Below are 21,054 nucleotides of genomic sequence, written 5' to 3'. Positions count from 1 at the left end.
GGGTCTCAGCAGCCGGGGGCCTCGGCCCGCAGCCCGAGGTCCTGGGCCGCCTTCAGCAGGCGCTGGTCGTACGTGACGAACACGAGCGGATCCGCGCCTGCCTGGCCGGCGAGGAGCTGCGCCGTCGCGAGGTGGATCGAGTCGAGCGGGCGGAGCAGTGGATCACCGTAGGCGGAGGCCGTGGCACGGACGGCTGCATCGATCTCGAACCGGTAGAGCCGGGTGATCACACCGGGGACGCCGGCGAGTGCCTGCGGGGCCGGATGGCATCCGGCGGTAACGGGTGGCGGCGGCCGGTGTCGGTGGTGCCCGATAACCTCCCCTTCGTGTCCTCCCTCATCACCGGTCCCGAGCAGCTCAAGGAGCTGCTGGGCATCCCGTTCACCCCGGAGCAGCTGGCGTGCATCACCGCGCCGCTCGCCCCGCAGGTGATCGTGGCCGGTGCCGGTTCCGGGAAGACGACGGTCATGGCGGCCCGCGTGGTGTGGCTGGTCGGCACCGGGCAGGTCGCCCCCGAGCAGGTGCTGGGGCTGACGTTCACCAACAAGGCCGCCGGCGAGCTCTCGGAGCGCGTACGCAAGGCCCTCGTCCGGGCCGGGGTCACCGACCCGGACCCGGCGGACCCCGACCACGCGCCGGGTGAGCCGCAGATCTCCACGTACCACGCATTCGCCGGACAGCTCCTGAAGGAGCACGGGCTGCGCATCGGGCTGGAGCCGACCGCGCGGCTGCTCGCCGACGCGACGCGCTACCAGCTGGCGGCGCGCGTCCTGCGGGCCGCGCCCGGTCCCTTCCCGGCGCTCACCAAGGGTATCCCGACCCTGGTCAGCGATCTGCTGGCGCTGGAGGGCGAGCTGGCGGAGCACCTGGTGCCGCCCGAGCGGCTGCTCGTCCACGACCGGGAGTGGCTCGCCGCCCTCGACGGCGTCCGGCTCACCAACGCGGATCTGCGCAGGCTCCCCGAGACGGCGCGCGCCCGCATCGACCTGACCGGGCTCGCCGCCGCGTACCGCGCCGAGAAGAAGCAGCGCGACCTGCTCGACTTCGGCGACCAGATCGCCCTGTCGGCGACCCTGGCCCGCACCCGCCCCGAGGTCGGCCGCATCCTGCGCGAGCAGTACGCCGTGGTGCTGCTCGACGAGTACCAGGACACCTCCGTCGCCCAGGGCCTGCTGCTCTCCGCCCTGTTCGGCGACGGCACGGGCCATCCGGTGACCGCGGTCGGCGACCCCTGCCAGGCCATCTACGGCTGGCGCGGCGCCTCGGTGGCCAACCTCGACGACTTCCCGCTCCACTTCGCGCACGCCGACGGGACGCCCGCCCGGCGCCAGTCCCTGTCGGAGAACCGGCGCAGCGGCGGCCGGCTGCTCGACCTCGCCAACGACCTCGCCGCCGAGCTGCGCGAGCGTCACGAGGGCGTCGAGGCCCTGCGGCCCGCGCCCGGCGCCGAACGGGACGGTGTCGTGCGCTGCGCGCTGCTGCCCACCCAGGAGGCGGAGATCGCCTGGATCGCCGACTCCATCGCGCACCTGGTGCGCACGGGCACCGCGCCCGGCGAGATCGCGGTGCTGTGCCGGGCCGCCGCTCACTTCGCCGACATCCACGCGGCGCTCGTCGCCCGGGACGTGCCGGTGGAGGTGGTCGGCCTGTCCGGGCTGTTGCACCTGCCGGAGGTCGCCGACCTGGTCGCCGTCTGCGAGGTGCTGCAGGACCCGACGGCCAACGCCGCCCTCGTCCGGCTGCTCACCGGGCCGCGCTGGCGGATCGGGCCGCGCGACCTGGCGCTGCTGGGACGGCGGGCCCGGCTGCTCGTACCGGGCCGCGGCGGCACCGCGGACCGGCTGGCGGCCGCCGTGGAAGGCGTCGACCCGGCCGAGGTGATCTCGCTCGCCGACGCCCTGGAGACCTTCGTCGACGGCGAGCCCGACGACCACCTGCCCTTCTCCGCCGAGGCGCGGGTGCGCTTCGCGCGCCTGGCCACCGAGATACGCGAGCTGCGCCGGTCGCTGGCCGACCCGCTCATGGACGTACTGCACCGGGTGCTCGCCGTCACCGGCCTGGAGGTCGAGCTCTCCGCGTCCCCGCACGCGCTGGCCGCCCGCCGCCGGGAGACCCTGCACGCCTTCCTGGACGTGGCGGCCGGCTTCGCCTCGCTGGACGGCGACGCCACGCTGCTGGCCTTCCTGGGCTTCCTGCGCACCGCCGCCCAGTACGAGAAGGGCCTGGACAGCTCGCTGCCCGGCGGCGAGAACACGGTGAAGGTGCTCACCGCGCACAAGTCCAAGGGGCTGGAGTGGGACGTCGTCGCCGTCCCCGGGCTGGTGCGCAAGGGCTTCCCGAGCGAGCGGGGCCGCGAGCTGTGGCACTTCAACGCCAAGGCGCTGCCGCACGCGCTGCGCGGTGACGCCGCGACCCTCCCCGACGTCGAGGAGTGGTCCCGGGCGGGCCTGGCCGCCTTCAAGGCGGCCATGGCCGAACACAACCGGGTCGAGGAGCTCCGGCTCGGCTACGTCACCTTCACCCGGCCCCGCTCCCTGCTGCTCGGCTCCGGCCACTGGTGGGGACCCAGCCAGAAGCGGCCCTTCGGCCCGTCCGCCTTCCTCGACGCCCTGCGCGCGCACTGCGAGGCCGGCCACGGCGAGGTCGAGCACTGGGCGGAGGAGCCCGCGCCCGAGGCCGTCAACCCGGCCCTGGCCCGTACGGCCGAGACGCCGTGGCCGCTGCCCCTGGACCCGGCCGCCCTGGCCCGCCGTCGCGAGGCCGCGCGCAAGGTGCTGGCCCACCTGCGGGCGCCGGCCGCGTACCCGGTGGCCGCTCCTCCCGACCCCGACTGGCCGCCGCCCCCCGAGGACGAGGAGGAGCCGCCGTACGACGCGTACGACGACCAGTACGGCGAGGAGGACACCGGCGACTGGGAGGACTGGTCCGACGACCGGCCGCCCGCCATCCCCGGGCAGCCCGGCCCGCACGGGCCCGGGCCCTCCGTACCCGGGCCCGCCTCCGTACCCGTGGCCGCGTCCGGGTTCGACGGCGGTGAGCTGCTGCTCCCCGAGGAGGCCCGCGCCGTCGCGTCCTGGGACCGGGACCTCGACGCGCTCACCGAGGAGCTGCTCCGCTCGCGCGCGGCCGTCCGCGACGTCCCCCTGCCCGCCACGCTCAGCGCCTCCGCGCTGCTGCGGCTGGCCGCCGACCCCGACGGCTTCGCCCGCGAGCTGGCCCGCCCCATGCCCCGCCCGCCACGTCCCGCGGCCCGGCGCGGCACCCGCTTCCACGCCTGGGTCGAGTCCCGGTTCGAGGAACTGCCGCTGATCGCCCCCGAGGAGCTGCCCGGCATCGAGGGCGACGACGAGATCGCCGACGAGCGCGACCTCGCCGAACTCAAGGAGGCCTTCCTGCGGACCCCGTACGCCGAGCGCACCCCCTACCGCGTCGAGGCGCCGTTCCAGATCGACCTCGCCGGGAGGGTGATCCGCGGCCGGATCGACGCGGTGTACCGGGAGGGTGAGGGCTACGAGATCGTCGACTGGAAGACCGGGCGGGCCGGCACCGCCGACCCGCTGCAGCTCGCCGTCTACCGGCTCGCCTGGGCCGAGCGGCACGGAGTGCCGTTGTCGCAGGTCACGGCCGCTTTCCTGCACGTGAGGACGGGGGAGCTGACCCGGCCCGAGGCGCTGCCCGGCCGGGCCGCGTTGGAACGCCTCCTGCTGGGCGGCCCGGAGCCCGGGCCGGGGGACGCGCCCGGTGCCGACGCCGAGGGTCCCGGCGTCGCCCGATAGGCTCAAGGGCATGAGCACCACCCCGGACAGCGCCGTCCGCAGTTACGTCGAAGCACATCGTGACGCCTTCCTCGGCGACCTCGCCGAGTGGTTGCGCATCCCCTCGGTCTCGGCCGATCCGGAGCGCTCCGCCGACGTACGGCGCAGCGCCGAGTGGCTGGCGGCGAAGCTGAAGGAGACCGGTTTCCCGGTGGCCGAGGTGTGGGAGACCCCGGGTGCTCCCGCGGTCTTCGCCGAGTGGCCCTCCGACGCGGCGGACGCGCCGACGGTGCTGGTCTACGGCCACCACGACGTGCAGCCCGCCGCCCTCGAGGACGGCTGGGACGGCGAGCCCTTCGAGCCGCGGGTCCGCGACGGCCGGATGTACGGACGGGGCGCCGCCGACGACAAGGGACAGGTGTTCTTCCACACGCTCGGCGTCCGCGCCCACCTGGCCGCCACCGGCCGCACCGCCCCCGCGGTGAACCTGAAGCTGCTGGTCGAGGGCGAGGAGGAGTCGGGCTCCCCGCACTTCACCGACCTCGTCCGCGCCCACGCCGGACGGCTGGCCTGCGACACCGTGATCGTCTCGGACACCGGCATGTGGGACGAGGACACCCCCACCGTGTGCACCGGCATGCGCGGCCTGGCCGACTGCCAGATCGACCTGTACGGCCCCGACCAGGACATCCACTCCGGTTCCTTCGGCGGCGCCGTCCCCAACCCGGCGACCGAGGCCGCGCGGCTGGCCGCGGCGCTGCACGACGCGGACGGCCGCGTGACGATCCCCGGCTTCTACGACGGCGTCGTCGAGCTCACCGACCGCGAGCGCGAGCTGTTCGCCCGGCTGCCCTTCGACGAGGAGCGCTGGCTGCGCACCGCGAAGTCGCACGCGACGAGCGGCGAGGCCGGCTACTCCACCCTGGAGCGGGTCTGGGCCCGGCCGACCGCCGAGGTGAACGGCATCGGCGGCGGCTACCAGGGCCCCGGCGGCAAGACGATCGTGCCGTCCTCGGCGCAGCTGAAGCTGTCGTTCCGGCTGGTGGCCGGGCAGGACACCGACCGGGTGCAGCGGCTGGTCGCCGACTGGGTCGCCGCGCGCGTCCCGGCCGGGATCCGGCACGAGATCACCTTCTGGGGGGCCACCCGCCCCTGCCTGACCCCGCTGGACCACCCCGCGCTGGGCGCGGTGACCCGGGCCATGGGCCGGGCCTTCGGCAAGGAGGTCCTGTTCACCCGCGAGGGCGGCTCGGGCCCGGCGGCCGACCTGCAGGACGTGCTCGATGTCCCCGTCCTGTTCCTGGGAATTTCCGTGCCGTCCGACGGTTGGCACTCGGTGAACGAGAAGGTGGAACTCGACCTTCTGCTCAAGGGCGTGGAGACGTCCGCGTACCTCTGGAGCGAGTTCACGACTCTGTGAGCATCCGCATCCATCCGCGCGCTACGGGGAGTTGACAGCAATCTTGTCCGATACGTCCGGAACCGGAACCACCTTCGACGCGACGGCCTTCCCGCCGCCCCTCGCCCGCCCGTCGGGCGTGGACCGCGCCGCCGAGCACCGGCTCGACGAGGCGTGGCTGGCGGCGGCCTGGAGCCACCCGAAGACGCAGGTGTTCGTGGTCTCCGGGGGGCAGGTCCTGGTCGAGGACACCCCGGACGGCCGCACCGAGCTGGTCATGATGCCGAGCTTCGAGGCACCGGAGAGCGAGGTGCACCGCTACTTCCTCGGCGTCGACGAGGAGGGGGTGCGCTACTTCGCGCTGCAGAAGGACGCGCTGCCCGGACGCCTGGACGAGGCCGCCCGCCCGGCGGGGCTGCGGGAGGTCGGGGCCCTGCTGTCGGACCGCGACGCGGGGCTCATGGTGCACGCGGTCGCCCTGGAGAACTGGCAGCGCATGCACCGCTTCTGCTCGCGCTGCGGCGAGCGCACCGTGGTGGCCGCCGCGGGTCACATCCGCCGCTGCCCGGCCTGTGGCGCGGAGCACTACCCGCGCACCGACCCGGCGGTGATCATGCTGGTCACCGACGAGGAGGACCGGGCGCTGCTGGGCCGCCAGGCGCACTGGCCGGAGGGACGCTTCTCGACGCTGGCCGGCTTCGTCGAGCCGGGGGAGTCCATCGAGCAGGCCGTGGTGCGCGAGGTCGCCGAGGAGGCCGGCGTGACCGTCGGCGAGGTGGGTTACGTCTCCAGCCAGCCCTGGCCGTTCCCCTCCAGCCTGATGCTGGGCTTCATGGCGCGCGCCACGTCCGCGGAGATCACCGTGGACGGCGAGGAACTGCACGAGGCGCGCTGGTTCTCCCGCGAGGAGTACCGCAAGGCGATGGAGACCGGCGAGGTGCTGCCGCCGTACGGGATCTCCATCGCGGCGCGGCTGATCGAGCGCTGGTACGGGATGCCGCTGCCGGCCCGCCGCTGAGCGCGGGCCCGTGCGGCCCGGCCGTGCCTGCCGCGCGGCCGGGCCGGGCCGGGCCGGCCTCAGCCGGCGAGGGCCTGCTTGACCTGGGCCAGGCTCGGGTTGCTGAGCGCGACCGGCTCGGCGCCGCTCTTGGGGGACACCAGGAGGGTCGGGACGAGCTGGTTGCCCCCGTTGACGCTCTCGACGAACTTCGCCGACTCCGGGTCCTGCTCGATGTTGACCTCCGTGAAGGTGATTCCCTCACGGTCCAGCTGACCCTTCAGGCGGCGGCAGTATCCGCACCACGTGGTGCTGTACATCGTCACAGTGCCGGACATCGGTGTTCGCTCCTCAAGGTGGGGGATGACGTCGATCCCGAGAACGCTAACCCCTTGCCTCGGCATTCCTTGCAATCGTTCGCGGTACGACCATCCCACCTCAGCTGTGGATAACTTTCCCGGCCGTCTCCCGGGACCTGGCAGCATGGCGGGGTGACTGCACCAACCCACACCCCGCTCTTCCCGGACTTCCCCGCCGTCCCGGACTCGGCGGACGCCGTGCTCGCCGGGCTCGACCCCGAGCAGCGCGCGGTCGCCACCGCCCTGCACGGCCCGGTGTGCGTGCTGGCGGGAGCCGGCACGGGCAAGACGCGCGCGATCACCCACCGGATCGCGTACGGGGTGCGGGCCGGGATGATGCAGCCCGCCAGTGTGCTCGCGGTCACCTTCACCGCCCGTGCGGCCGGTGAGATGCGCGGACGGCTGCGGCAGCTCGGCGCGGGCGGCGTGCAGGCGCGCACCTTCCACTCCGCGGCGCTGCGCCAGCTGCAGTACTTCTGGCCGCGGGCCATCGGCGGCGACATGCCGCGGCTGGCCGAGCGCAAGATCCAGCTGGTCGCGGAGGCCGGGGCGCGCTCCCGCATCCGGCTGGACCGCAACGAGCTGCGCGACGTCACCGGCGAGATCGAGTGGGCCAAGGTCACCCAGACCGTCCCCGAGGACTATCCGGCGGCCGCCGCCAAGGCGGCCCGCGACATCCCGCGCGACGCCGCCGAGATCGCCCGCATCTACACGACGTACGAGCAGCTCAAGCGCGACCGCGGGGTCATCGACTTCGAGGACGTGCTGCTGCTCACCGTCGGCGTCCTGGAGGACCGGCCGGACGTCGCCGAGGCCGTCCGCTCCCAGTACCAGCACTTCGTCGTCGACGAGTACCAGGACGTCAGCCCGCTGCAGCAGCGGCTGCTGGACCTGTGGCTCGGCGGCCGGGACAACCTCTGCGTCGTCGGCGACGCCTCGCAGACCATCTACTCCTTCACCGGCGCCACCCCGGAGTTCCTGCTCGGGTTCCGCAGCCGGCACCCGGAGGCCACGGTGGTCAAGCTGGTCCGCGACTACCGCTCCACCCCCCAGGTGGTGCACCTGGCCAACGGGCTGCTGTCCCAGGCCCGGGGCCAGGCCGCCCAGCACCGTCTGGAGCTGGTCTCGCAGCGCGAGGCCGGCCCCGAGCCGGTCTACACCGAGTACGCCGACGAGCCCGCCGAGGCCGAGGGCACCGCCCGGCGGATCCGCGAGCTGATCGACGAGGGCGTGCGGCCCAGCGAGATCGCCGTGCTCTACCGGGTGAACGCCCAGTCCGAGGTCTACGAGCAGGCGCTGGCCGACGCCGGCGTGCCGTACCAGCTGCGCGGTGCCGAGCGCTTCTTCGAGCGTCCCGAGGTCCGCGAGGCCGGGATGCTGCTGCGCGGCGCCGCGCGGGCGGGCGGCGGATCCGACCCGGGTCTGGACGACGCGGACCTGCCCGCGCACGTGCGGGCGGTGCTCAGCAGCCGCGGCTGGTCCTCCGAGCCCCCGGCCGGGTCGGGCGCGGTCCGCGACCGCTGGGAGTCGCTGGCGGCCCTGGTGCGGCTCGCCGAGGACTTCGCGCGGGCCCGGCCGGAGGCCACGCTCGCGGACTTCGTCGCCGAGCTCGACGAACGCGCAGGCGCCCAGCACGCCCCGACCGTCGAGGGCGTCACCCTGGCCTCGCTGCACGCCGCCAAGGGCCTGGAGTGGGACGCGGTGTTCCTGGTCGGCCTGACCGAGGGCACGATGCCGATCACCTACGCCAAGACCGACGAGCAGGTCGAGGAGGAGCGCCGGCTGCTCTACGTCGGCGTCACCCGCGCCCGGTTCCACCTCGCCCTGTCGTGGGCCCTGTCCCGCTCGCCGGGCGGCCGCGGCGGCAGGCGGCCCTCGCGGTTCCTGGACGGGCTGCGGCCGGGCTCGGCGGCCCGGGGCAGGGCGGGCGGCCGTTCGGCCGCCACGGGCGGCGTGGAGCGCGGCTCGGGCGGCAGGAAGCGGCGCGGGCCGGTGCAGTGCCGCGTGTGCGGCCGCACCCTGTCCGACGCGGGTGAGATCAAGCTGATGCGCTGTGAGGACTGCCCCTCCGACATGGACGAGGCGCTGTACGAGCGGCTGCGCGAGTGGCGGGTGGAGCAGGCGAAGGCACTGGGCCAGCCGGCCTACTGCGTCTTCACCGACAAGACGCTGCTGGCGATCGCCGAGGTGCGGCCCACCACGGAGGGTGAATTGTCCGTCATCTCCGGGGTCGGGGCCCGCAAACTGGACAAGTTCGGCGCCGACGTCCTCGCCCTGTGCACGGGGCGGGAGCCCGTCGGTGGGGCCGGTGACGAAGCTGTTGCGGAAGAGCCCGGAAAATAGTTTGCGCGCCCCGAGGAAATCCCCATAGCCTGCGTGAGCGCGAACGGCGCGGCTCTGTGAAGGACCTTCCCGGAGCGGTGCGATCCGTGATGTACTGACCCAGCACCACCTGTCAGACCAGCCCAACGAGACGCCGAGAGGAGGCGAGACCAGTGACCAGGTTCATGACGAAAATGACCGATCGTCCGGTCGCCGCCGCCTGCTCCCTTGGTGCCTCGCTCCGTGGCACCGGTCTGTCCAGCCGCCTGTCCGGCGGTCTGCCCACCACCGTTCTCTCCATCCGGGAGCGCGGCGGCGAGCGACCGACGCAGGCGCCGGCGGTGGCAGTAATGGCTGAGGCCCAGGCCTATGCCTTTGCGGCGACCAATGGTGCCGGAACCCAGAAGCAGCAGCACCCGAAGTGGGCCTCCCGCGGGCTCGAACCCTGGAGTGATCCAGCCTGATCGACGATCAGGCCGGCACCTCCAGGGCCGCGGAATCCCAGACCGGGATCCGCGGCCCTTCTGTTTTCCCCACCCCCCGACAAACAGATGAGGAACGAAGCGATCGTGCATCTCACCCCGCACGCACCGTCCGTACCCGCCCCCGTACGCCCGCCTGACCCGGAGGTCCCCTTGCTGCCCCTCACCGAGCTCGACGACGAGATCGACCGCCTCGGCGTCCCCGTCCCGTGCCGGACCTACGACCCGGAGGTCTTCTTCGCCGAGTCCCCGGCCGATGTCGAGTACGCCAAGTCGCTCTGCCAGACCTGCCCGGTCCTCGAGGCCTGCCTCGCCGGCGCGAAGGACCGCCGTGAGCCCTGGGGTGTCTGGGGTGGAGAGCTCTTCGTCCAGGGTGTCGTGGTGCCGCGCAAGCGTCCCCGTGGCCGTCCGCGCAAGAACGCGGTTGTGGCATGAAGCGCCCTGCCGTCGGAACGATCGACCGTCCCCTCACGCACGACCCCAAGAAGCAGGCCCCGATGAACCCGTCCGCCACCGAACGCCCCGCCCCGCCCTCCGACGCTCCCGCTGAGCGTCAGAACAGGAACCTCGAAATGCAACTCATGCCAGAAGCCATGGCCCGTGCCCATATGCAAGAGCGCCTCTACGAGGCCGAGCACGAACGGATGGCCCTCCGCGTGCTCAACGCCCGGCGCCTGCAGCGCCGCGCCGAACGCGCCTCGCTGCGCGCCCGCCGGGCGCTGGCGATGGCCGTGATGCAGTAGCGCTCACACATCGGCAACGACACACAACCGCGGGGCCGGTCGATTTCGACCGGCCCCGCGGTATCGTCACGAAGTGGACCAGAAGACTCAATTCGAACGGGTCGGGACTGCTCCCACCACGACGACGTGCGCCCGCTGCGGGGCCGTCGCCGAGGGACTCCCCCTCACCTGGACCTGCTCCGTCGAGAACGGCAGTCGCGTGTACTTCTGCGACGACTGCGCCCGCACCAACATCCGCAGTATCGAGGGCCGGCTGGACTCCTCCTGGTGGTAGGGCCGTCCCGGCGGCCCCCCTGTGCCTAGGCCGAGGCGTCCTCGGCCTCGGGCAGCGGGGCCAGGTCCTCCCCGGAGAAGCCCGGTAGCCACTCGAGCAGCTCGTCCCGCAGCCTGACCGTGGCCGCCAGCTGGCACAGCACCCCGATGGTGCTGAGCGTCACCCGGTGGATGAGCAGGTACGAGGGCGGCAGGTTGAGCTGCTTGCCCAACTGGTGCGCGGGTGAGCGCGGGTCGGCGACCCGCGCCGCCTGCGCGCGCATCCAGCCACGCGCGAAGGTGAACTCGTCCACCGCCGCGGGCTCGATGATCGGCCGCAGGTAGTCCAGCACGGCGTCCGGGTCGAGTGCGATCGTCGGCTTGACGAAGCCCTCCTGGCGGAGCATCGAGTGCACCGACTCCGCGTCGTCGGCCAGCGCCAGGCGCAGCGCCGTCCCTATCGGCACCGGCAGGCCCTCCGGCAGGCGGTCGACGGTGCCGAAGTCGAGCACGCCCAGCCGCCAGCCCTCCGCCGGGCCGTCGTCGACGAGCAGCCGGAAGTTGCCCGGGTGCGGGTCGGCGTGGAGCAGCCCCGTGCGGGCGGGGCCGGCGAACAGGAAGCGCGCCAGCAGTTGACCGGCGCGGTCGCGCATCTCCGGCGTGCCCCGCGAGATCACCTCCGCCAGCGGCACCCCGTCCATCCACTCCGTGACCAGCACCTGGTCCGTGTGGTGCACCACGTCCGGCACCTCCACGTCCGGGTCGTCGGCGAACTCCACCGCGTGGGCGTGCTGGGCCTGCGCCTCCAGCTCGTAGTCCAGCTCCTCCGAGACCCGGTCGCGCAGCTCCGAGATCAGCGGCTTGATGTCCATGCCGGGGATCAGCGGCCCGAACAGCCTCGCCACCCTGCCGAGTTGGTTGAGGTCCGACAGCAGGGCGTCCCCCGCGCCGGGGTACTGGACCTTCACCGCCACCTTGCGGCCGTCGTGCCACACGGCCCGGTGCACCTGCCCGATCGAGGCGGCCGCCGCCGGCTGGTCCTCGAACTCGGTGAAGAAGGTGCGCCAGTCCTCGCCGAGGCGCTCGGCCAGTACGGCGTGCACGGTGCGGGCGGGCATCGGCGGCGCCGCGTCCTGCAGCTTGGTGAGGGCGGCGCGGTAGGGGCCCGCGACCTCCTCGGGCAGGGCGGCCTCGAAGACCGACAGGGCCTGCCCGAACTTCATGGCACCGCCCTTCAGCTCGCCGAGGACCTTGAAGAGCTGTTCGGCCGTCCGCTCCTGCAGCTCGGTGGCGACCTCTTCCGCGGGGCGCCCGCCGAGCCGCTTGCCCAGTCCCAGTGTCGCCCGCCCGGCGAATCCCAGTGGGAGCGCCGCCAACTTGGCGGTACGGGTCACCGCTTTGCGCGGAAGATCAGACATGCGCCCCCTCTTTCCGATCGGTCACGTCGTCATTGTCCCCCGCCCCTCCCGGACCATGGCACCGGCCGTGTCACAAACCTCCGGCGCCGTCCGCCGCACCGGCACCCGCGGCGTGCGCACCGCAGCCGCATCTGCGGTCACCCGGTACCGGCCGCACCTCCGTGGTCAGCCGGGCGAGGCCCATCTCGACGCGCCCCCCGCAGCTCGGCGGCCGGCCGCCGTCGACGAAGGCCAGGGCGTGCGCCGCGGCGAGTCCCGCGACCGTGGTGGCCAGCGCGACGTCGCAGGCGGGGACCCCGCTGCGCCCGGACCTCAGCTGCGCCAGCACCCTGGGCCAGGCCGCGTCGGCATCCGCCATCCGCAGTCCCAGACATCCCGCACACCCCGTGCTCCCCGGCACCACCAGGGGACCCACCACGCCCCGGCCTTCCAGCACCCCCGCGTACAGATGGGGGATCCCGGCGGCCATCAGCGGTTCGGCCTCCTGGGCGTCAGGGGCGTAGGCGGCCAGGCCGTCGCGCGGCGCGACCACCACCAGTGACAGTCCGGGCTCGGGCGCGGCGGACGGCCCCCGGCGGCCCACCGCCGCCGCCCGCGGATCGGGCGCCGCCCTGCGCACCAGACCTCGCGCCGCCGCGTCCCGGCGCTCGCCGATGTGTTCGGCGGGGATGCCGCCCGGCGCGGTGTCCCAGGGCTCGACCCGGCCCCCGTCGCGCACGTCGACCCGGCCGACCCCTGCCGCGGAGAGGACCGCCGCGATGGTCGCGCCGACCCGGCCCGCCCCGGCCACCCGTACGCGGGCCGCCCGCCGCCGACCCATCCGGTCCGCCGCACCACCGGGGTCGGAGTGCACCACGGACAGCGCCGCCAGGTCGGGGCGGAGCCGGTCCAGCGCGGCCGAGTGGTGCCGTATCGTCTCGGACAGCTCGGCGTGCGCCGTCGCGTCGTCGAGCACACCGCCCTCGGCCAGCAATCCGAGCAGCCGCCGCGCCTGCGGGGGCCGCAGCCCCAGCGATTCGGCATCGCGGGCGAGCGGACCGAGTCCGCGCGTGCCGTCGAGCAGGTCGAGGAAGGCGGCGGCCGCACCGTCCACCGGGTCCAGGACCACCGCGTGCGCCGGGTCGACGCCGAATTGCAGGCTTTCCCGGCTGCGCCAACTGCGGCGCATCGCCGGCTTGAGCATGGGACGCATCGCCACCCCCGTGGGCAGAGTTCCCGATCGAGAGATCGTTCCGATTCCGTGTCGGGCCAGCATGCCCGATATCCCCGCACGGGCTGTGAAAGTTATCCACAGGCGATGCAAATGATCATTCGATATGACTACGGCCCGGTATCTCTCTGCTCTCCTTTCTCACCGAGCACCCCCGCGGGCGGGACTTCCCGGACCCGGTGCGGGTAACGTCGGGGCGTGTCCGCCGACCCCGCCCAGAGCCTTTCCGGCCAGCCCCCGCGCGCCCCTCGGACCAGCGCGGTCGAAGTGCGCCGAAGCGCCCGTCGACGCCGGACGGTGTCGGCGTACCGCGAGGGCGACGTCACCGTGGTCCTCATCCCCGCCCGGATGTCCGTCGCCGAGGAGAAGCGCTGGGTGACGGTCATGCTGGACAAGCTCGCCGCCCAGGAGAGCCGCCGCAGGATCGGCGACGACGGGCTGGCCGCCCGCGCCGCGCAGCTGTCCGCGCAGTACCTCGGCGGCCGCGCCATGCCGCGGACCGTGCGCTGGGTCACCAACCAGAACTCCCGCTGGGGCTCGTGCACACCGGCCGAGGGCAGCATCCGCCTGTCCCACCGCCTCCAGGGCATGCCCGAGTACGTCGTCGACTACGTGCTCCTCCACGAGCTCGCCCACCTCCTGGTGCCCGGCCACGGGCCGGACTTCTGGAAGCTGCTGGAGTCCTACCCGCGCACCGAACGTGCGCGCGGGTACCTCGAGGGCGTCGCCGCCGCGGCCCGGCTGCCCCACCCGCCCACGGCACGCGAGGAATAACGGGGGAATAGCCCCTGTCACGGCCAGCGGTTAGCCTGGCGCAACGCAGCAAGTACGTACGTACGGATGGGGGGACGGTCCTTAGCAATGGCCAGGGAATTCCAGCGCGGCCACAAGGCCAAGATCAGTGACCTGACCGCAGGGACGGATCTGTACATCGGCGTGCAGATCAGCGGTCCCGGTCTCGGCTTCGACATCAGCTGCTTCGGGCTCGACGCCGAGGAACAGCTGTCCGACGACCGCTACTTCATCTTCTTCAACCAGCCCAAGTCGCCCGAGGAGGCGATCCAGCAGCTGGGGGCGCAGGCCGGGGACACCGAGTCCTTCCGCGTGACGCTGGACCGGATCCCCGCGCAGATCCAGAAGCTGAGCTTCACCGCGACGATCGACGGCGCCGGGCAGATGTCGCAGATCGGCCCGGGCTACGTCAGGATCGTCGCCGGGGGCGAGGAGGTCGCCCGCTACGCCTTCTCGGGCGCCGAGTTCAGCACCGAGCGCGCGGTCATGCTCGCCGACTTCTACCTCAAGGACGTCTGGCGCTTCGCCGCCGTCGGCCAGGGCTTCGACGGCGGGCTCGACGCCCTGCTGAAGAACTTCGGCGGCGAGGTCGCCGAGGAGCAGCAGGCCGCGCCGCAGCAGCCCGCCGCGGCACCGGGCTTCGGGCCTCCGGCGGGTGCCGCGCCCGGGTTCGCGCCCCCGGCGGCCTCCGCGCCGCCCGCCCCGCCCCAGCCCGCCCCGGCCTTCGGCGCTCCGCCCGCACCGGCTCCGGCCCCCGTGCACGCCGCCCCCACCATGGTGGCGCCGATGACCACGCCGACGCAGGCCCCGCCGCAGGCGCCGCCGGGCCAGCCGCCGTTCGGCCAGGTCCCGCCGCCGCAGGCGCCTCCGGGCCAGGTCCCCGGCCAGATGCCGGGTCAGCCACCCTACGGCCAGCCCGCACCGGGCCAGCCCCCGTACGGCCAGCCCGCACCGGGCCAGTCCCCGTACGGCCAGCCCTCCTACGGTCAGCCCGTCCCCGGTCAGCCGATGCCGGGTCAGGGCATGCCCGGCCAGCCCGCGTTCGGCCAGCCGCCGCAGGCCCCGCACGCCGGCCAGGTCCCACAGGCCCCGGGCGCCGGTCTGGCGGCCGCGATGCAGAAGTACCGCGAGCTGCCCACCGGCCAGCGCTGGACCCAGCAGAACCCGAAGCTGATGCGCGCCGACCTCTCGCAGGCCGGCGGCCAGCCCGTGCTCGCCCGTCAGGGCAGCATGGTGCTCTACCAGGGCAAGGTCGAATTCGGCTACAAGGGCGCCGGGTTCACCGGCCGTATCGTCGGCAACATGACCGGCCAGGAGATGCAGCTGATGCGCTGCACCGGCCGCGGCCAGGTCTTCTTCGCCGAGGACGCGTCCTACCTGCACCCCATCGAGCTCCAGGGCGACGCCATCTGCGTCTCCGCCGAGAACGTGCTCGCCTTCGACGAGTCCCTCCAGCACGAGGTGCGCCGCATCGAGGGTCACGGCATCCCCGGCGGCGCCCTGTTCACCATGCAGTTCCAGGGCACGGGCACCGTCGTGGTCAAGACCCACGGCACCCCGGTGGTGCTGCCGGTCACCCCGACCACCTACGCCGACAGCAACGCGATCGTCGCCTGGTCGGCGGCCTCGCAGGTGGTGCTCTCCAGCCAGGTGCGGCTGCGCAGGAACGCCTACCCGGGACACAGCGGGGAGACCGTGAACCTGCAGTTCCGGGGCGCCCCCGGCAACTTCATCATCGTCCAGCCGTACGAGGTCTGAGGGGAGCCCGTCATGGACCAGTCACTGATCTCCGGGTACGCCCCGGCACCGGTCACCGCCCGCATGGAGAACCACGGCAGCAGCATGCTGAAGGTGGCCATGCAGAGCGGCCAGGACCTCTTCGCGCGCACCGGTTCGATGGTCGCCTACGAGGGCTTCGTCCAGTACGAGCCCAACCCGCCCGCCGTCCGCCAGATGGCCTCGCAGTGGCTCACTGGCGAGGGGGCACCGATCATGAAGTGCTCCGGTGACGGACTGCTCTACCTCGCCGACTACGGCGCCGACGTCGTCTGCGTCTACCTCAACAACGAGGCGCTGTCGGTCAACGGCAGCAATCTGCTCGCCTTCGACGCCCACCTCCAGTGGGGCGTGGAGCGGGTGAAGGGCCTGGCCAAGTTCGCCGGCCAGGGTCTGTTCAACGTCGGGATCTCGGGCACCGGCTGGGTGGCCATCACCTCGCGCGGCACCCCGGTCGTGGTCGACTGCGGCCGCGGCGAGGACGAGACCTACGTCGACCCGGACGCCCTCGTGGCCTGGTCGAGCGGGCTGAAGACGAAGGCGAAGCGCAGCTTCAAGGCGTCGGCCCTCATCGGGCGCGGCAGCGGCGAGGCCTTCCAGATCGGCTTCTCCGGTCAGGGCTTCGTCGTCGTACAGCCCAGTGAGGACAGCACCGACCGCCTCCGAGTCCGGGGCTGAGGGGGAGCGAGACACCATGCAGAGCCCGCTTTTCGGCTACACCGAGGTCCAGACCGAGGACCAGTACGCACTCCAGAACCCGTACCTGCTGAGGGTCAAGCTCGACGGCCGCACCGACTGCCTGGCCCGCAAGGGCGCCATGGTCGCGTACCAGGGCCTGATCGAGTTCGACGGCGAGTACCAGAGCCACGCCCAGCGCACCGCCCGCTACCGCACCGGGGAGGGCCTGGAGCTGATGCGCTGCTCCGGGCAGGGCACGGTCTACCTCGCCAACCTGGCCCAGCACATCCACGTCGTCGACGTGGACCAGGAGGGCCTGACCGTGGACGGCGCCTATGTGCTGGCGCTCGACTCCGGGCTGCACTGGGAGGTCATCTCCGTCGACAGCCAGTTCGGCATCTCCGGCAGCGGCGCCTACAACCTCAACATCTCGGGGCACGGCAAGGTCGCGCTGATGACCTCGGGCAAGCCGCTGCTGATGCCGGTCACCCCGGACAAGTACGTCTCGGCCGACTCCGACGCGGTCGTCGCCTGGTCGTCCTCGCTCCGGGTGCAGATGCAGGCGCAGACCAGTTCCTCGGGAGTCTGGCGGCGGCGCGGCAACACCGGCGAGGGCTGGGAGCTCAACTTCCTCGGCCAGGGCCACGTCCTGGTGCAGCCCAGCGAACTGATGCCGCCGCAGAACGCCCAACTCGGCGGTGGCGCCGCCGCCCAGTACGGCTTCGGCCAGCAGGGCGCGCACGGGATGAACCAGGGCAACATCTTCAGCAACCGCTGAACTCCCGCGGCCGGTCCCGCCCCGCGCGCCGCCTCAGAGCAGCGCGCGGGTGCGGGCCAGCAGCGTCCGGACGGAACCGTCCGCGACGTCGGCGACCTCGTCGTAGGAGAACCACTTCAGGTCCAGCGACTCCTCGCTGATCTCCTCCACCGCGCCGGGCGGCGCGACGGCGGCGTACTGCACGTCGAGGTGCCAGGCGCACGGCGTCAGGTGCCGGTCGAGGTTGACCGGCCCGGGACGCAGCAGGGTGAGTCCGCGGATGCCCGATTCCTCGACTCCCTCACGCAGCGCGGCCCCGGCCAGCGAGGTGTCCTCCGGCTCGCAGTGCCCGCCCATCTGCAGCCACATGCCGAGCTTCTTGTGCAGGGTCAGCAGCACCCGCCCGCGCTCGGGGTCCACCACCAGGGCGCTGCCCGTGACGTGTCCCGCGGCGCAGGCCTTCCACATGCCGTCCGGGTGCGCCTGCAGGTGGGCCAGGTAGGTCTCCCGGAGCCGCTCCTGCCCCGTGTCGGGCGCGGACCAGTCCTTCAGGACGCGTACGGCGTCGTCGTGCAGGCTCACTTCTCGTCGTCGTCCTTGCCCTCGTCGGTGCCGTCGTGCTCGTGCTCGTCCTCGTCCCGCCGGACGTCCTTCCCGTGGCCGCCCGCGGCCTCGCCGAGGATCTTGTCCAGCTCGGAGAAGTCCAGCTGCTCGTGGTGGACGAAGCCGTCGGGGTCGTCCAGGTCGGCGGCGGTCGGCAGCATGTCGGGGTGGGCCCACAGCCCGTCGCGTCCGTCGACGCCGCGCGCGTCGGTGAGCGAGGCCCACAGCCGCGAGGCGTCCCGCAGCCGGCGGGGCCGCAGCTCCAGGCCGATCAGCGTGGCGAAGGTCTGCTCCGCGGGGCCACCGCTCGCCCGGCGCCGGCGCAGCGTCTCGCGCAGCGCCCCGGCCGACGGCAGGTGCGGGGCGGCGGCCGCGTGCACGACCGCGTCCACCCAGCCCTCGACGAGGGCCAGGGCCGTCTCCAGACGGGCCAGCGCCGCCTTCTGCGCCGGGGTGTCCTCGGGCTGGAACATGCCCTGCTGCAGGGCGTCCTGGAGCGCCTCGGGGTTCGACGGGTCGAGCTGGCCGACCGCGTCCTCCAGCTTCGCGGTGTCCACCTTGATACCGCGGGCGTACCCCTCGACGGCGCCGAACAGGTGTGCCCGCAGCCACGGCACGTGGGCGAACAGCCGCTGGTGCGCCGCCTCGCGCAGCGCCAGGTAGAGCCGGACCTCGTCCTGCGGCACGCTCAGGCCCTCGCCGAAGGCCTCCACGTTGGCGGGGAGCAGCGCGGCCTTGCCGGCCGGGCCGAGCGGCAGGCCGATGTCGGTCGAGCCCACGACCTCACCGGCGAGCGTGCCCAGCGCCTGCCCGATCTGCGTGCCGAACATGGCGCCGCCCATGGAGCGCATCATGCCGAGCAGCGGGCCCGCCATGGCCTGCATCTCCTCGGGCAGCACGTCGCCCATCGCCGTCCCGACGCGCTCGGCGACCGGGTCGACCAGCTCCTTCCACACGGGCAGGGTCGCCTCGACCCATTCGGCCCGGCTCCACGCCACGGCCGAGCCGGCGCCGGAGGGCATCGACGTCACCCCGTCGAGCCACAGGTCCGCCAGCCGCAGCGACTCCTGGACCTTCGCCCGGTCCGCGGGACCCACGCTGACGTCCTTCGAGCCCTCCGGGGTGCCCTGGGCCACCGTCTGCCGGGCGATGTCCTTGGCCATGTCCCAGTTCACCGGGCCGCCCTCGTACGAGAGCATCTGCCCCAGCTGCTGGAAGGCCGCGCCCAGGTCGTTGGGGTTCAGCGAACCGAACATGGCGGCGAACGGGTTGTCCCCGCCGGCGCCGCCGCCGAAGGGACTCCCGCCGCCGTAGCCGAAGGGATTGGCCGGTCCCCGGGAGCCGCCGCCGGAACCGCCGGACTTCTTGCCGTCGTCCCCTTCCTCGGGCTCCTCGGGAGGGACTCCGAATCCGAATGGGATGTCGCTCACGGTTTCCTCGGCTCTGTGTGTTGTGGGCTGTACCTCCAGCCTAGACACCCGTCAGGCAGGATGGCTGCGTACGGACCGCGGTTGCGGACCGCGCACCCGGTACCAGAGACAACCGTGGGAGACACCTGGTGAGTTCCCCAGAACCGACCGTTCGCCCAGAGCGGAGCGGCGGCAGGGCCCCCGCCGGACCTGTGGTCGCCGTCACCGGCGCCGCCTCCGGTGTCGGCCTGCTGCTGGCCCTGCGGCTGGCCGAATCCGACCAGGTCAAGAAGGTCGTGGCGATCGACGAGCGCCGCGGCGACGTCCCCGGTGCCCAGTGGGCGGTGCTCGACGTTCGGGACCCGGCGATCGCCGAGCGGCTGCGCGGCGTGGACGTCGTCGTCCACCTCGCGCTCGACCTGGACCTGGAGTCCGACCCCAAGGCGCGCAGCGCCTTCAACGTGCGCGGTACCCAGACGGTGCTCACCGCGGCGGCCGCCGCCGGCGTGCCGCGCGTGGTGCTGTGCACCTCGGCCATGGTCTACGGCGCCCACCCGGACAACGACGTCCCGCTCGCCGAGGACGCCCCGCTGCGCGCGACCGCGGAGGCGTCCTTCGTGGGCGACCTGCTGGAGATCGAGCGGCTGGGCAAGCGCGCCCCCCGCGCGCACCCCGGCCTCAACGTGACCGTCCTGCGCCCGGCCGTGCTGGTCGGCGGCACCGACACCGCGCTGACCCGCTACTTCGAGTCGCCGCGGCTGCTGGTGGTGGGCGGCAGCCGCCCCTGCTGGCAGTTCTGCCACGTGGAGGACCTGGTGACGGCGCTGGAGCACGCGGCGCTGGAGAAGGTGGACGGCGAGATGACCGTGGGCTGCGACGGCTGGCTGGAGCAGGAGGAGGTCGAGGAGCTCTCGGGCATCCGCCGCATGGAGCTGCCGCCCGCGGTGGCGCTCGGCGCGGCCTCCCGGCTGCACCGGCTGGGGCTCACCCCCTCCCCGGCGGGGGACCTGGCGTACACGATGCACCCGTGGGTGGTCAGCGGCAGCAGGCTGCACGAGTCGGGCTGGCGGCCGAAGTGGACCAACGAGGAGGTGCTGGCCGTCCTGCTGGAGGAGGTCTCCGGCCGCAACTCCGTCGTCGGGCGGCGCCTGGGCCGCAAGGACGCGGCCACGCTCGGTGCGGCCGGCGCGACGGTCGCCCTGGTCGGCACGGCGGCGATGGTGCGGCGGGCGCGCAAGCGCCGCGGTGTCTGAGCGTCGCCGCGCGAACTCGCTCCGGAAGGGGGTTTCCGCATGGCGGGTGATGGGGCAGCATGAGCGGCATGGCACAGACGCACGACGAACCCGTCCGGCTCATCGCGGTCCGGGACACGGAGCTGTCCGTGGACGAGGTCTTCCGCGCCGTGGGGCACGATTCCGCCGGGGGCACCGCGCTGTTCGTCGGCACGGTCCGTGACCACGACGGCCCGTCGGACGCGGAGGTGACCGGGCTCGGCTACTCGGCGCACCCGGGCGCGGAGGCCGAACTGCGCCGGGTCGCGGAGAAGGTCGTCGCGGACTTCCCGGTCAAGGCACTGGCCGCCGTCCACCGGGTGGGCGACCTGCGCGTCGGCGACCTCGCGGTCGTCGTCGCCGTCTCCTGCCCGCACCGGGCCGAGGCCTTCGCCGCCTGCCGGCGGCTCATCGACGACCTCAAGCGCGAGGTCCCGATCTGGAAGCACCAGGCCTTCGCCGACGGCACCGAGGAGTGGGTCGGCGCCTGCGCCCACTGACCCCCGGGGAGGGCGGTCGCCGCCCGCCTCGCCACTGAGTGGCCCACCTGCGGTTGCGTAACCTGCCACCCGCTCTGAACGTTGTAGCAGCAGAAGATTAGTCTGCTCATAGTTCTTGATCGGCATGCGCGTCCAGGAGGCCGAAGTGGCAGCGCTCGCATGGTTGCTCATCCCGCTGGTCGCCGCGATCGCCGCGGCCGTCTGGGGAAGCTGGGCGGCGCGTACGCGGTCCACCGGGGACGGCGCCTCGCTCGCCGACTACGAGCGTTTCCGCGAGGCCATGCAGCGCACCGGATCGGGCGGCCCGGCCTGAGGCCCCACGGGGCGGCTG

21 protein-coding genes are annotated in these 21,054 nt (G+C 73.4%); 15 read left to right on the top strand and 6 right to left on the bottom strand.

The features are described 5' to 3' along the window. Window positions 1–5: 5 nt before the first annotated feature. Window positions 6–230, bottom strand: a complete 225-nt coding sequence (locus ACFYYN_RS04410) for a hypothetical protein (RefSeq protein ID WP_500544624.1) — start codon at window positions 228–230, stop codon at window positions 6–8. Between the two features lie 96 nt (window positions 231–326). Here ACFYYN_RS04410 and ACFYYN_RS04405 point away from each other — a divergent pair, with 96 nt between their 5' ends. From ACFYYN_RS04405 to nudC, 3 genes are read left to right on the top strand one after another with little or no spacing between them, the layout of a single operon-like run. Then, entirely contained in the window at window positions 327–3,776 is a 3,450-nt protein-coding gene (locus tag ACFYYN_RS04405; RefSeq protein WP_500544623.1) for an ATP-dependent helicase, read from the top strand. A 10-nt stretch (window positions 3,777–3,786) separates the two neighbouring features. Next, window positions 3,787–5,175 carry a dipeptidase gene (locus tag ACFYYN_RS04400; protein WP_500544622.1) on the top strand — a complete coding sequence of 463 codons (1,389 nt, stop codon included), beginning with the start codon at window positions 3,787–3,789 and terminating at the stop codon, window positions 5,173–5,175. Window positions 5,176–5,218: 43 nt separating this feature from the next. Beyond that, complete coding sequence (gene nudC, locus ACFYYN_RS04395; protein WP_499513834.1) at window positions 5,219–6,172, top strand: NAD(+) diphosphatase; 954 nt, start codon at window positions 5,219–5,221, stop codon at window positions 6,170–6,172. A gap of 59 nt (window positions 6,173–6,231) precedes the next feature. Here nudC and ACFYYN_RS04390 read toward each other — a convergent pair whose 3' ends face one another. Then, window positions 6,232–6,489, bottom strand: coding sequence for a glutaredoxin domain-containing protein (locus ACFYYN_RS04390; protein ID WP_500327935.1), 258 nt, complete (start codon window positions 6,487–6,489; stop codon window positions 6,232–6,234). 153 nt (window positions 6,490–6,642) lie between these two features. Here ACFYYN_RS04390 and ACFYYN_RS04385 point away from each other — a divergent pair, with 153 nt between their 5' ends. From ACFYYN_RS04385 to ACFYYN_RS04365, 5 genes are all read left to right on the top strand, one after another. Next, window positions 6,643–8,853, top strand: coding sequence for an ATP-dependent DNA helicase UvrD2 (locus tag ACFYYN_RS04385; RefSeq protein WP_500544620.1), 2,211 nt, complete (start codon window positions 6,643–6,645; stop codon window positions 8,851–8,853). A 152-nt stretch (window positions 8,854–9,005) separates the two neighbouring features. After that, complete coding sequence (locus ACFYYN_RS04380; protein ID WP_499513837.1) at window positions 9,006–9,296, top strand: hypothetical protein; 291 nt, start codon at window positions 9,006–9,008, stop codon at window positions 9,294–9,296. Window positions 9,297–9,401: 105 nt separating this feature from the next. Next, complete coding sequence (locus ACFYYN_RS04375; RefSeq protein WP_499513838.1) at window positions 9,402–9,749, top strand: WhiB family transcriptional regulator; 348 nt, start codon at window positions 9,402–9,404, stop codon at window positions 9,747–9,749. Next, window positions 9,746–10,057, top strand: coding sequence for a putative WhiB-interacting protein (locus tag ACFYYN_RS04370; RefSeq protein WP_499513839.1), 312 nt, complete (start codon window positions 9,746–9,748; stop codon window positions 10,055–10,057). The genes ACFYYN_RS04375 and ACFYYN_RS04370 overlap by 4 nt, the downstream gene beginning before the upstream one ends. Before the next feature lie 73 nt (window positions 10,058–10,130). Further along, entirely contained in the window at window positions 10,131–10,331 is a 201-nt protein-coding gene (locus ACFYYN_RS04365) for a hypothetical protein (RefSeq protein WP_326572546.1), read from the top strand. A gap of 25 nt (window positions 10,332–10,356) precedes the next feature. Here ACFYYN_RS04365 and ACFYYN_RS04360 read toward each other — a convergent pair whose 3' ends face one another. Together ACFYYN_RS04360 and ACFYYN_RS04355 are read right to left on the bottom strand one after the other, a co-directional pair. Further along, a complete protein-coding gene (locus ACFYYN_RS04360; protein WP_500544619.1) occupies window positions 10,357–11,727 on the bottom strand; it encodes an ABC1 kinase family protein in 1,371 nt (456 codons plus the stop codon). A 70-nt stretch (window positions 11,728–11,797) separates the two neighbouring features. Beyond that, window positions 11,798–12,919, bottom strand: coding sequence for a TOMM precursor leader peptide-binding protein (locus ACFYYN_RS04355; protein WP_500544617.1), 1,122 nt, complete (start codon window positions 12,917–12,919; stop codon window positions 11,798–11,800). A gap of 216 nt (window positions 12,920–13,135) precedes the next feature. On the opposite strand from ACFYYN_RS04355, the gene ACFYYN_RS04350 reads away from it, so the two are divergent. The 4 genes from ACFYYN_RS04350 (at window position 13,136) to ACFYYN_RS04335 (ending at window position 16,961) form a co-directional block, all read left to right on the top strand. After that, the gene (locus ACFYYN_RS04350; RefSeq protein ID WP_500327928.1) at window positions 13,136–13,711 is read left to right on the top strand and encodes a M48 metallopeptidase family protein; all 576 of its coding nucleotides are present in this window, start codon (window positions 13,136–13,138) and stop codon (window positions 13,709–13,711) included. A gap of 87 nt (window positions 13,712–13,798) precedes the next feature. After that, a complete protein-coding gene (locus ACFYYN_RS04345) occupies window positions 13,799–15,487 on the top strand; it encodes a TerD family protein (RefSeq protein WP_500544616.1) in 1,689 nt (562 codons plus the stop codon). A 12-nt stretch (window positions 15,488–15,499) separates the two neighbouring features. After that, window positions 15,500–16,183: an AIM24 family protein gene (locus tag ACFYYN_RS04340; RefSeq protein WP_326572541.1), complete on the top strand. Its 684-nt coding sequence runs from the start codon at window positions 15,500–15,502 to the stop codon at window positions 16,181–16,183. A gap of 16 nt (window positions 16,184–16,199) precedes the next feature. Continuing rightward, window positions 16,200–16,961 (top strand): AIM24 family protein, encoded by a 762-nt coding sequence (locus ACFYYN_RS04335; protein WP_500327925.1) that lies wholly within the window; start codon window positions 16,200–16,202, stop codon window positions 16,959–16,961. A 33-nt stretch (window positions 16,962–16,994) separates the two neighbouring features. On the opposite strand, the gene ACFYYN_RS04330 is transcribed toward ACFYYN_RS04335, so the two are convergent. Together ACFYYN_RS04330 and ACFYYN_RS04325 are read right to left on the bottom strand one after the other, a co-directional pair. Further along, window positions 16,995–17,522: an NUDIX hydrolase gene (locus tag ACFYYN_RS04330; protein ID WP_500544614.1), complete on the bottom strand. Its 528-nt coding sequence runs from the start codon at window positions 17,520–17,522 to the stop codon at window positions 16,995–16,997. Further along, window positions 17,519–18,973, bottom strand: coding sequence for a zinc-dependent metalloprotease (locus tag ACFYYN_RS04325; protein WP_500544613.1), 1,455 nt, complete (start codon window positions 18,971–18,973; stop codon window positions 17,519–17,521). The genes ACFYYN_RS04330 and ACFYYN_RS04325 overlap by 4 nt, the downstream gene beginning before the upstream one ends. A 128-nt stretch (window positions 18,974–19,101) precedes the next feature. On the opposite strand from ACFYYN_RS04325, the gene ACFYYN_RS04320 reads away from it, so the two are divergent. From ACFYYN_RS04320 to ACFYYN_RS04310, 3 genes are all read left to right on the top strand, one after another. Beyond that, entirely contained in the window at window positions 19,102–20,205 is a 1,104-nt protein-coding gene (locus ACFYYN_RS04320; RefSeq protein ID WP_500327920.1) for an SDR family oxidoreductase, read from the top strand. Between the two features lie 59 nt (window positions 20,206–20,264). Next, on the top strand, window positions 20,265–20,723 hold the full coding sequence (locus tag ACFYYN_RS04315; protein WP_500544612.1) for a molybdenum cofactor biosynthesis protein MoaE: 459 nt from the start codon (window positions 20,265–20,267) through the stop codon (window positions 20,721–20,723). Between the two features lie 145 nt (window positions 20,724–20,868). Beyond that, window positions 20,869–21,036 (top strand): hypothetical protein, encoded by a 168-nt coding sequence (locus tag ACFYYN_RS04310; RefSeq protein ID WP_179279782.1) that lies wholly within the window; start codon window positions 20,869–20,871, stop codon window positions 21,034–21,036. Window positions 21,037–21,054 lie beyond the last annotated feature (18 nt).

The sequence above is a fragment of the Streptomyces sp. NPDC001902 genome (assembly GCF_042891295.1).
Taxonomy (GTDB): Bacteria; Actinomycetota; Actinomycetes; order Streptomycetales; family Streptomycetaceae; genus Actinacidiphila.
The sequence above is the reverse complement of the archived record's forward strand: the minus strand, read 5'-3'. Positions and strand labels throughout refer to the sequence as shown.